The organism is Tenacibaculum gallaicum, from assembly GCF_003387615.1.
GTDB classification, from domain to species: Bacteria; Bacteroidota; Bacteroidia; order Flavobacteriales; family Flavobacteriaceae; genus Polaribacter; species Polaribacter gallaicus.
The window spans coordinates 463,698-476,991 of sequence record NZ_QUNS01000002.1 but is presented as its reverse complement, the minus strand read 5'-3'; the positions used below and the strand labels follow the sequence as shown (position 1 = coordinate 476,991).

Annotated in this window: 4 protein-coding genes; all 4 read right to left on the bottom strand. The window is 29.5% G+C overall.

Translation table 11 applies throughout. The annotated features are described in order from the left end of the window. Positions 1-139: 139 nt before the first annotated feature. Entirely contained in the window at positions 140-1,135 is a 996-nt protein-coding gene (locus tag C7448_RS06440) for a TauD/TfdA family dioxygenase (protein WP_115900537.1), read from the bottom strand. 3 nt (positions 1,136-1,138) lie between these two features. Continuing rightward, positions 1,139-7,426, bottom strand: coding sequence for a condensation domain-containing protein (locus C7448_RS06435; protein WP_115900536.1), 6,288 nt, complete (start codon positions 7,424-7,426; stop codon positions 1,139-1,141). Positions 7,427-7,428: 2 nt separating this feature from the next. Next, on the bottom strand, positions 7,429-11,874 hold the full coding sequence (locus C7448_RS06430) for a type I polyketide synthase (RefSeq protein ID WP_115900535.1): 4,446 nt from the start codon (positions 11,872-11,874) through the stop codon (positions 7,429-7,431). Between the two features lie 8 nt (positions 11,875-11,882). Beyond that, the coding region (locus C7448_RS15795; protein WP_170137008.1) for a non-ribosomal peptide synthetase at positions 11,883-13,294 on the bottom strand (1,412 nt) is incomplete at its 5' end.

Sequence of the window (13,294 nt, the reverse complement as noted above, 5' to 3'; positions counted from 1 at the left end):
TCACATATAAGCCTATGTGTTGATAGCTATATTCTTTATAAGATTAGGTTGTTAATAGATAGTTAACTATTTTTAATAATTAACCGTAATTTTTATTAGTTAAGATTTTATTCTCTCTTTTTAAGCGACAAAAAGTTATTTAATACATTGACACTATAACTTTCCTTTCTCCTTCGTAAGTGTTTCTTCCATGCGCCATTAATAAATTATCTAAAAAAAGTACATCCCCCTTTTCCCATGGAAAAGAAACAGTTGACTTTATAAACGCATTGTTGATTTCTTCTATAATTTCTTTAGATATTTCTGTACCATCTCCAAAGAAAGTATTGTTTGGTAATTTTTCATCATCAGAAATCGAACTCAATACTCTTTTATTTAACATGTATTTATTAAAAAATAAACCATGATTAAACCATATCTCTTCATTTGTAATAGGATGTTCCCATATCGCTTTTTTTGTCCAACTTATTACAAGTTCTTTATCTCCTTTCCAACAAAATTCCATTCCATTATTTAAACACTCTTTTTCCACAATTTCTTTATCATCGGTTTGAAAAACTTCCTGCCAAGCCAAGCCAAGAATTCCATTAAGAACTCTTCTATACTTTATTCCTTTTTCTCTAAACATCTCAACTGTCTCTCTAGATATTTTTTTTAATACCTTCCTTGTATCAGCGATAGGCGTTTCTCCTTTTTTCAACGCGGGAGTTACACAACAAAAAATTATTCTTGATGGATGAACTGGTGCATATGAACTCTCTGAATGCATATTTATTATTTGATCATTAGGATAAGTAGTAGATACATATACATTACCAGATATAGAGTGTCTTGGAGATGATCTTAACTTATACTCTAGTAATTCATTTGGAAAAATATTCATTAAGTCTTGAAACTTATTTACCGAATTAATTTCAAAACCTCTAAACAAAACTCCCCCATAATTTATCATATCTTGCTCAAACTTTTCTTTGTTATGACTAATCCAAGACTTCAAATTAAGGCTTGTGCTTTGTGTTTCAATTACCAAAGGAAAACCTTGAGTAGCATCTTTTACACTTTCTATAATATTTTCTTCGTTAACATTTATACTTTTAACATTAGTATTCTTTAACTTATTCAATCGATCTATCATGGCTTATTTTAACAAGTTTTTCAATTTTTGTTGTCTCTTTTGTTTCAATTGATTTCGTTGTTCTTGTTCAAAATCAATATCACTCAACTTTTTATTCGGTTTGTTTATTAACTCTTTCAATAAGTACTTATAATCTCTTATCATTTTCCTTACAAAGGATGATTCAAAAATTGAGGTATTATAATCTATATCCATATAGATAAAGTTATCTTCTTCAGCAAAATTTATTAAAAGATCTAACTTAACCTTAACATTTCCTCTATCTATAATCTCTTCTGTATTGTAACTTTTTTCCCTTTTAAAATTTTCTTCTGTGTTATGAAATGAAAACATCACATCAAAAATTGTATTTCTATCTGTACTTCTACTAATTTCTAAGTCTTCAACAAGCTTCTCAAATGGGTATTCTTGATTTTCAAAACTTTCAAAAACATTGTTCTTAATTTTCTCAAAAGTTTCTAAAAATGTTTCTTCTAAATTTAACTTATCTCTTAAAACAACTGTATTAATATAGCATCCTATCTGATCTTTCAAGTCATCATGATATCTTCCTGCTACTGGGGTTCCTACGATGATATCAGTTTGCTTTGTATATCTTGAGAAAAGTATTTTCCATACTGTTAAAACACCTACATACAAAGTAGCCTCATTTAGTTTACACATCTTTTTCAAGTCAAGTACGAGCTTTGAGTCAATGTATGAATACATGTTCCTACCATCATGTGTTATTACCTTAGGTCTCGATTTTTCTCCAGAGAACTTTAATCTTGTAAGCTCACCGTTCAATTTTTGCTTCCAAAAATTACTATATTCTTTAAACTCTTCACTTTCATATCTAGAGTTTTGCCATTCAGCATAATCCTTATATTGAAGAGTCAAGTCTGGTAACTGAGAAGCTTCATTCTTTATAAAAGCATTATAATAAGCCAGCGTGTCTCGCTTTATTATTCTTAAAGAAACACCGTCACCAATAATGTGATGCATATTGTAGTAAAAAATGTATTTACTCTCATTTATTTTGAATAATAATACTCTAAATAATGATCCTTTTTCTAAATCAAAATCTTGGTAAGAATCTTCTTTTATAAATTCTTTCACCTTATCAATTGCATAATCTTGATCAGAATAGTCAAAACAGGGGATTTCAAGCGATAAAGTTTCTTTAGGTAAAATCCATTGAGACAATTCTCCTTGCTCATTCTCTTTAAAAACCGTTCTCAATATTTCATGCCTTTCCACTAAGGCTAATATTGCTTTCTTAAATATTTCAATATTAGAAACCTTATCTAGTTCAATAGAAAAAGGCATGTTATAAGAAGCCGAACTATTTGAAAACTGACTTGCAATCCATAACCTCTTTTGAGGTCCAGATAATACATAACTTTCTTTTTCTGCTGCTTTTTCAATTTTTAAATAATTACTCTTTGGCGCTTTATTTAATAAACTTATATGAGAATAAAGTGTAGTATTTAAGAATATCTCGTTAATTCCTAATTTGACATTAAAAATTTTCTGGTACTCATTTATTAAATTCGTTGCTTTCAAACTATGACCGCCTAGAGCGAAAAAGTCATCATAAATACCAACTTTTTCCTTCTTAAGTACTCTTTTCCATACGTCCACCAATTTTAGCTCTATATCATTTCTTGGTACCACATAATTATTTACCTCCTGAAAAGTATTATAATCTACATTTGGTAACTCTTGCTTATTTATCTTCCCGCTTGTAGTTAAAGGAATTTTTTCAAGCCTTACGAAATACTGTGGTATCATATAGTCTGGAAGAAATTCTTTCATAAAGTTTCTTAATTCAACCGATGAAATTTCTTCCAGCGATTCAAAGTAACCTACTAAAAACAATTCTCCATTGTCTGTTTCTTTAGGAATCACTACAGCATTTTTTACTTTTTTATATTTTTGTAAGTTATTCTCAACCTCTCCTAATTCTACTCTATTTCCTCTTATTTTTACTTGATCATCCTTTCTAGAAATAAACTCAATATTTCCATCTTCTAATATTCTCCCTAAATCACCTGTTTTAAATAATTTTTCTTCCTTTTCAAAAGGACTATCTATAAACCTAAATGATTCTTCTTTTGATAAATTAATATACCCTTCTGAAACACAATCTCCACTGATACATATTTCTCCCACTACGCCAATAGGTAGTATATTTAAATACTCATCTAATATAAATACCTTTACATTCTCTATGGGAATACCAATTGGAACTGTTCCCCTTTCATTTATTTCTTCGAACTCAGATTTATTTTCTATTGAAAAAGCTATTTGCCTTTGTTCTTCTAGAACTGCTTTTAGGTTAACTTCATTTGTAAACGGATTCATAAACACCGTTCGGAAAACAAGATGTCTGTTTAAATTTTCTTTATTCTTAATTTTAGTATATGAAACAAAAGTATTTCCTTCTTCAAACTGTTTAATTTGAATTCTTTCATTTAATTCATTTAACTTTTCTATTTCTTTTTCTGTAAACTTTAATTTCCCTCTATACCTTTCTGGTACATATCTATATAGTACAATATTTAAATCTGGTTGTAGTATTAATTCAAAATCAGCACTTTTTTTGACTAATTTAGCAAAGTATTGAGCTGTATTATAATTGTGTCTTACTACTTCAGAAAAACCTTCTTTTCCTAATACATGGAAGACTGCATGAAGTGTTAAACTCATAAAATTTCTTGACCCTTCAACCGTATACTTTCCTAAATCATAACTCCCTTTTCTTGCTTGGTAATGTGTGTTATTTTCTGAGAATGAAATAAAATCAATATCTTTGAACAAGCATAGACTTAGCCCAATAGGAATGTAAAGTTGTTTATGCGCGCAGATTGAAACGGTATCAGCCATTTGAATTCCTTTAAATTTTGATTTTAATGAGTCTTCCATTAAAAAGCTTCCTCCAAATGCAGCATCAACATGATAATGAATATTAAATTCGGCAGCTATTTCTCCTAAAATTTTTAAAGGATCTATATTTCCAGACTCAGTCGTTCCAGCAACTCCAATAATACTTAATATTAACGTTTTCTCTTCACGTAATCTCTCTATCTTGCTTCTAAGTTCATCTTTAAGTTCTTCATAAGCCTTATCTTCAAAACTAATGGGTGCAAAAGAGTTTTTACCTAAACCTAATATTTTTAACGCTTTACCAAATGAATAATGACACCATTCAGAACCAATTATTACAACTTTCTCATATTCATATGCTTTCATTGCTTCCATTAGTCCTTCTTCTGATACTCCCCTAAAACCTTCCTTAGGTTTTAATGAATTATTTAGAGCATAGCTCATAGCCATTATATTGGACATTGTTCCGCCATTAGTAATAACTCCTAAAGCCTCTTCTGAACTTTGAACATATTCTTCATAAAAAGAAGGTTCTTTTTCGAAAACTAACTTATGAAATGTACCTATTACTTGATTTTCAATAAGCGTAGCCACTAAAGATGTTTCTATTTTTACCTGGTTTTGATTTAGAGCAACTATTAATGCGTTAATTTCTCTAATAAACTCAGGAACAGGTCCTGTCATATGCCCTATATAGTTAGGTGAAGCTACATTTACCACATTAGGTAAAATATCTTTTTTTAGGAACTCAATATATTTTTCTTCGTTTATCCCCTTACTAAAATCAACTTTCTGAAAATTATCATTCTCTAATAATTCTTTTAACGAGCTCGATACTATTTTCAACCTATTATCCTGTTGTTCAATTAATCCATTAACAGAATCTCTTATCGTAGTATTAAAAAGTTTAAAAGAAGACTCTGTAAAATAATCATTATAGGTATCATAATAAGTTGCGTCAGCAGTCACCTCAGTAGATCCATAAATATTTATTAATCTAACATTATTCCTCTTTAATACTTTATAAAACTTTGATACGTCTCTTTTTTTTAGAGCTTCTCCACTACTAATACAGACTCTTAAATTTTCTAATTTAACTCTACATAATTCAGGAAACTCCAATATTGCTCTTAAAAGTGAAGGAACTAAAACTATTCTTGTTATCTTTTCTTCTCCTAAACTATTGATAAATGTTGGGATATCAATTATATCTTCCTTTGCATAAAATACTAAAGGAATTCCTTTTAATAACGGACCAAAAAATTCCCAAATATGATCTACAAAACTTATTGATGTTTTGGCACAACAAACTTCACCTTTCTCAAAAGGATATTTTTTCCACATCCAATTCAATCTATTATTTACACTAGATGTTTTTATTAAAACCCCTTTAGGAATACCAGTTGAGCCCGAAGTATAAATTATAAACTCAATTTCACTATCAACATCATTATTCCAATTAGTCTTCACTTCCTCTAAAACAGCTTGCTTTCTTTTAATATCACTAAGTAAAGTCTTATCAATTATGTTTACACTAGAGCTTAAATCAAAAATATGGTCTACTCTTTCTTTTGGTGTTTTAGGGTCTACAGGAATATAAATAGCCCCAATTTTCATGACGGCTAATAATATTGCCATTAAATCACAACTATGAGGTAAACTTACCACTATATTTTGTCCAGATTTTAAACCATACTCTCTTAAAAGAGTAGTAGCATATTCATCAGATAATTTATCTAATTCTTGAAAGGTTAATTTTGTCTTTTTATAAATTACAGAAGCTTTATTTGGCGTTTTAAAAACCTGCTCTTTAAAAAAATCAATTACTCTCTTATTTTTGGGGTAGTCTCCTTTGCTATTATTGAAGACATGTAATAACTTATAGTGTTCTTCTTCTGTTAAAAACTCTACCTTGTTTATTTTTTTTTGAGGTGCTAATAAAAGTTCATTTATAAGTTTTTTATAATGTCTCATACAGCCTTTAATAAAACTCTCCTCATATATATCAGTATTGAATTTAATATCAAACGATACATAATCTCCTAACTCCTTAAATTCAATCTCTAGAGGAAATTTGGAAAAAGTTTTTCCCAAATAACTGATATTATCTATTTGTTCTTTATTGAGATGGATATATTCTTTTTCTCTCTCTTTTATATTATGTAATACCAAAAGAATATCAAAAATAGGAGTTCTACTTACATCTCTTTCAACATCTAACTCTTCTAACAAGTTATCGAAAGGGTACATTTGATGTTCAAATGCTTCTAAGGTTTTATCTTTCACTTTTTGATAAAAAGAAGAAAAACTATTCTCTGGTTCTATTTTATTTCTAAGCGCTAGTGTATTTACATAATACCCAACCTGGTCCTCCAAATTTGGGTGTACTCTTCCTGCAACTAAAGTCCCTATTATAATATCTTTTTGTCCTAAATACCTATGAAATAAAACATTCCAATTTGCCAAGAGTAGCATAAACAAACTTCCTCCATTTTCTTTACAAAACTGTTTTAATTTTTTAGTTGTTTCTTTTCCAAGATAGGTTCTGTAATGCCCTCCATTATAAGTTAGTATTTGGGGACGCTCTTTAAAAGTAGGTAAATTAAGGTTTGGTAATGGAGTTATCAATTCATTTTTCCAATACTCTGCATCTTTACTTAATGCAACATTATTTAATTGCCATGAAGCAAAATCTTTATATTGAATAGGTAAGTTTGGTAAATTGACTGCTTCTTTTTTTTCAATTGCTTTATACATAGCCATGATATCTCTCTGTAAGATCTCTAATGACCAACCATCACTAATTATATGGTGTATGTTCAAGTAAAATAAGTACTCATTATTATCAACTCTTAATAAAGAACATCTTAACAAGGGATCCTTCTCTAAATTGAAAACCGAAGAGGAGTCTTTATTTATGTATTCCTCCGCTTTAATTGACGCATTATCTTCCACTTTAAAATCAAAATAGTTTAGATGAAAGTTAAATTCTTTAGAAGTTAAAACTTTTTGATACACCTCTCCGTCTTCTTTTCTTACAAATACAGTTCTAAGGGTTTCATGTCTCTCGATAATATTTTCCAGTGTCTTTTGAAAAACATCTACTGAATACTCCCCTTTTAACTCAATTGTTACGGGCATATTCCAAACAATAGAACCTCCCTCAAACTGATTTAAAACCCATATCCTTTTCTGGTTATGAGAAATTGGATAATATTCTTTACTCTCTATTATTGGAATATCATCATATGATTTAATTTTATTTTTTCTTCTAAGGAAAGACAATAATTCTTTTTTATTTGTCTTTACCTTTTTGACCAAATCCAAACTAACATATTGACTATCAAAACTTAGCTCTAAATCCTCTCCATCTAAAGATATCTGGATTTTATTTTCTTCTAGCTCATTTATCAAATCAATCATAACTAAATTTTTATTGTATTTTTTTTCTTACTTTGGTTTTGCATTGACTCAACTTTTTTAAGAATTTCAACTTGTTCTGCAATATCTTTAACAGTTGATTTTGTATAAAATTCCTGTAATTTTATTTCAACTAAAAAAGCTTTTTGTATTTTTTTTAATAAAGTCATTGCCTTTAAAGAGTCTCCTCCTAAATCAAAAAAGTCATCTAAAACACCTATTTTTTCATATCCGAAAAAAGTTGCCCAAATTGAGCATATTTTTCTTTGAATTTCATTTTCTGGTTCTTGATATATTGTACTTACATCTGGTCTTTCAGTAATAAAATCATCCTCTAAATTTTCATTATGAAACTCTTCTTCCTTCTCCTTTTCATTTATTATTTTAATTTCTCTAACAGATGTAATTAACTGAGGTTCTTCCCCTATCATAAAAGATTTTTCAAAAACCTCTATGATTTCAGCATCATTTATCCTTTCCTCGATTAAACCATCAAGATTAATAGAAAACCAATTAGTAAGTTTATTTCTTCTTTGTTGAATAAATGCGTCTAAATATTTGTTTGCACTTGCATAAGATGTAAAAGTAAGCCCTCCTAAAATTGAAGATAAACTAGATGCAATCCAAACAAAACCTATTGGAAGTCGTTTACTTAATGAGTATATGTTATTTATTCCTAGAACTTTTGGAGTGAATTGCTCTTCAACGTCACTTTGCGAAACATTTTCAAAAGTCTTAAAGCTATTATTCTCTAGTATACCTGCAGCATGAATAACACCTGTTATATCTCCATGCTTATGAGTTATGTTTTCAAACACCCTGTGCAATGAATTGTTATCTGATACGTCAACTTGGTAATAATGAATATTTTCGAATTCTTTCTGTAAATTTTTTAACAAGCTAATTTTACTATCTAACCTTGAATTTTTTCCTGCTTCACTATCATAAATATTTGTTCTACCTAACAAGATAATTGTTCCATTATATTTTTCACATAAGTACCTTGTTAATATTCCTCCTAGCTTTCCAAGTCCACCAGTAATTATAAAAAGTCCATTATTTTTTAAACCTTGATTGTTTGAGTGCTTGGGTAGCTTTACATTTTCATAAAACAATTCCCATCTTTGATCTTTTCTATATGCTATATTAATTGAACTTCTATCACTTTTTATTTCTCTAATAATACTAACTGCACTCACATTAAACTCGTTCTTAAAAATGTCTATACTAGAAGCTTTAATTTTAGGATTTTCTTGCTCTAGCACCTGCAATAAACTATTAGATATAGTTGCTTTAGAATCTAATGTTTCATCTCCATGAATATTATTACCATACTCTAATAAAAAAGTAACTTTATTGCCTGTTTCTCCCGCTAAATTTATTGTCAATTTACCAACTTCAATAAGGTGAAGAAAATAATCCGTTATGGTTATTTCTTCTTTTGTTTTCCAACTATAAATAACGTGATCTATTCTATTAAACCTATTATTTAACTCTTCATAAAGAGCTAAATAATGCTCCTTGTTTAAAGAGTCTATACAATAATTATAGTCATCATATTTTAAAAACTCTTCCCCTTCTATGACTTTGACAACTTGATTCCCTTCATTTTCTAAAGTTTTAACTACGTCTTCAACTAATGGTTCTTCATTTATGAAAATCAAATATTTTTTAGGGGTTTCTTGGAGAAAATCTGAATTTAAAAAAGTACTTCTTTTCCAATTTGGAACATAAAACCACTCAGATACATTTCTTTTTATTCCTGGAAACAACTCTGCCTTACCTTTTATTTCTTCTAAAGGGTTTACACTACTTTCAAAATTCTTTTTATCAAAACAATATGTAGGTGCTGAAATTTTATTTCCTTTATCACCTCTATAATACTCATCCCAACTAACAGGGCATCCTAAAGCCCATAATTTTGCTATAGAAAACTCAAATAAATTCACTTCTCTTTCAATTTCTTTAGGATGAGAAATCATTGATATTGTACATTCCGATCGTAAGTCAAAATTTGAATGTTGCTTACTAAATGTTCCTAATGTATTACCTGGACCCAATTCAATAAATATTGATTCTTTATAATTATTTAAGATAGCTGTAACTCCATCATAAAAGCATACAGTTTCTCTCAAGTGACGGCTCCAATATTCAGGTGACATCATCTCATTTGAAGAGATCATTTTACCTGTTAAATTAGATACAATTTTGTATTTTGGACTAGAAAACTTTATCTCTTTTAAAAATTCTTCAAAAATATCTAAAATAGGGTTCATCATTTTTGAATGAAAAGCATGAGATGTTTTTAACCTTCTATAAGGAATGTTTATACTTTCTAAATGTTTTACATAATCTTCAATAGTTTCTTTTTCTCCAGAAACAACACAGGAGGTTATCGTATTTTTTGCTGCTATACTCAATTCTTTTGGTAAAGATTCTTCTATTTTATTTGAAGATTCTCCTACAGCTAACATTACTCCTTTCGGCAATGCATTCATCAACTCAGCTCTTTTTACAATAATTCTTAACGCATCTTCTAATGTAAAAACCTCACTGATACAAGCTGCAACATATTCTCCTAAGCTATGTCCAATCATTGCTGTTGGCTCAATTCCAAGCAATATCATTTGCTTAGCTAATGCATACTCCACCAAAAACAAAAGCGGCTGCGTGTATTTTGTGTCGTTTATTAAATTTTCATTGAATGATTCTTTTGATTCATACCCTAATATTTCTTTATAATTCTCTCCTGTTAAGTCTTTTAAATAACTTAGCCCACTATTAATTATGCTTTTGAAATAAGAACTTTCTTTATAAAGCCTTTCTGCCATCCCGAAATACTGACTTCCTTGCCCTGAGAATAGAAAAATTATTGGTCTCTGCTTTGCTTTTGTGATAGCTCTTTCAATAAATTCTGTTTGCTCTAACATTTTAATAGCAGATGCCGAATCCTTTGCTATTAGAGCATTTCTGTAAGTAAAAGGTTTTCTTCCTACACTTAAGGTATAAGCTAAATCATTTAAACTTTTATTTCCTCCCTTTAAAAACTCTAATATTTTTCTTTGATATAATAAAAGAGATTTCTTTGTCTTTGCTGAAAACGGAACTATATAAAAATCTCTTTCTTTATCTATTTTAGATAAAACTGGAGGTTCCTCCATAACAACATGTACATTAGTACCTCCAATTCCAAAACTGCTTACCCCTGCTCTCAATGGATACTTATCATTTGGTTCCCAGTTTTTCAATTTATTATTTACATAAAATGGACCATCATTAAAATTAATTTCTTGGTTTGGTGTATTAAAATGTAAAGATTTAGGAATTTTTTTATTTTTTAGAGCCAATGTCGTCTTTAACAAACCCGCTATTCCTGCTGCAGCATCTAAATGCCCCATGTTAGACTTTACTGAACCTATAGCACATTCATGTTCTGTATTGTAATTAAAGGCTTTATTTAGAGCTTCTACTTCTATTGGATCCCCTAGCTTTGTTGCTGTACCGTGTGTCTCTATATATGAAATTGATTCTAAAGGTACATTTGCTATTCGATGAGCTAACTTTATACATGCTGATTGCCCCTTTACACTTGGAGCCGTATAACCAATCTTCTCTCTACCATCATTATTTACAGCGGAAGATTTTATTACAGCATAAATATTATCTCTATCGTTTATGGCTTCTTCTAATCTTTTTAAAACTACAACTGCACCTCCATTTCCTCCAACAGTTCCAGAAGAGTTTTCATCAAAAGGTCTACAGTGTCCATCTTTTGAAGAAATCATTCCTTCTTGATAAAAGTAACCTTTATTTTTTGTGCTATCTAGACTAATACCTGCTGCCATTGCTATATTACACTCTTTTAATAGCAGGCTTCTACAGGCAACATGTAATGAAGTTAAAGAACTTGAACACGCCGTATCAATCAGTAAGCTCGGTCCTTTAAAATCAAAATTATAAGACACTAAAGTATGAGCAAAATTTTTATTTGATAGTTGAGATTGGTAAAAAGAATTTACTTTAGAATTAGGATGTAACATAGAATATACCTGCCAATTTAAATTATCAGAGATTGATGTATACATTCCTATTTTACCTTTATAAGTATCAATATTACATCCAGCATCTTCTAATGCCGTCCATGTTAATTGATGTAGCATTCTCGTTTGCGGGTCCATACAGCTTGCCTCTTCTTTTGTGTATCCAAAAAAAGCATAGTCAAAACCACCCAACTCTTCTATTTCAGCTTTTACTTTTACAAACTCTTTATTTTTGATAGTAGCGTCTGAGATACCAAATTCTTTTAACTCTTTATTAGAATAGAAATGAAGTAGCTCATTTCCTTCAATCAAGTTTTTCCAAAACTCCGATGTATTCTTAGACTGTGGGAGTTCGCAAGAAATACCTATTACAGCAATATCTTTTTTATTAATTTGTCTCTGTTTTTCCATGATTTCTTTTATTCTTCCATTAAGTCCAACATATCTTCAAACTCCTGTGTTGTATTTTCATCTTGTAAATCTTCATTTTCTTCATCTTTATGAAAAAGGTAAAGTGTAAGCTCTTTAATATTTGGATACTGAAATAATACCACAGGTTTAATTTTTAAATCAAATTTTTGATTTAAAACATTGATGAATTTCATTAGTTTAATGGAGTTCATTCCTAAATCAAAAAAGTTATCTAATACCCCAATTTTATTGCTATCTATTCCTAATTGATTTGATAATATTTTTATCAAATCTTCTTCATTGCCATTTTGAGGAGCTACATATGCAATTCCTGTATCCATACACGTACCATCAGGTAGTGGCAAAGATTTTTTATCAATCTTTCCATTTGTTGTTATAGGCAACTTGTCTATTTGAATAAAGTAAGTGGGTATCATATACCTTGGTAGTCTCTCTGCTAAATACTTTCTTAATTCTGAAAACTGTAATTTTTCATTAGAAGTTACGTAAGCTACTAACTCTTTTGCTTCATTTTCTTTATTAAATACTGTAACATAGGATTGTTTAATATCACTTTTTTCTCTGAGTTTACCCACTATTTCTTCTAACTCTATCCTGTAGCCATTAATTTTAACCTGATCATCTTTTCTTCCAGCGAAAACAATATTTCCTTCTATTGTCCAATAACCTAAATCACCAGTTTTATAAAGAACTCCCTCCTTTTCATATGAGGTTTCAATAAATTTTTCTTTGGTCAACTCTGGCTTATTTAGATAGCCTCTTGCAATTCCATAACCACTAATACAAATCTCTCCTACAACCTCCTTAGGTACAATACACCCTTCATTATCTACGACATATAAGTTTACATTATGTATAGGCCTACCAATTGGAAGATTCGAATAATTTAAACCTATTTCTTTTCCAATTTTTAAAACTGTACCGCAAATACTTGTTTCTGTTGGACCATAAGCATTAAAATAATCTCCTGTTTTCATTTCAAGATATTCTTTAACCTTACCATAATCAGGAGATTCTCCAGCTGTTATTAAAGAAACCATACCTTCTAATGAATTAACATCCATATATCTTAAGTAAGCAGGAGGTATTGTTGCTATATCAATATCTCTATCAACAATAAACTCTTCTAAATTTTTGGGGTTTTCTCTCTCTTCATCAGTTGCTATATGAAGACTCGTTCCCGATAATAAACTTATAAATATCTCTGAAACTGAAGCATCAAATGAAAAAGAGGCAAATTGTAAACTACTTTTACAGTTGTTTAGATTAAATATTTCTATTTGAGATAAAATAGTATTAACAATATTCCTATGTTCAATCATTACTCCTTTAGGTTTTCCTGTTGATCCTGAAGTATAAATAACATAAGCTAAATCTGTCGCTTGGGGTTGCTCTGCTA

Bases quoted from the DNA above. Each gene is read 5' to 3' on its own strand.
- C7448_RS06430 (WP_115900535.1), bottom strand. From the start codon at position 11,874: ATGGAAAAACAGAGACAAATTAATAAAAAAGATATTGCTGTAATAGGT.
- C7448_RS06435 (WP_115900536.1), bottom strand. From the start codon at position 7,426: ATGATTGATTTGATAAATGAGCTAGAAGAAAATAAAATCCAGATATCT.
- C7448_RS06440 (WP_115900537.1), bottom strand. From the start codon at position 1,135: ATGATAGATCGATTGAATAAGTTAAAGAATACTAATGTTAAAAGTATA.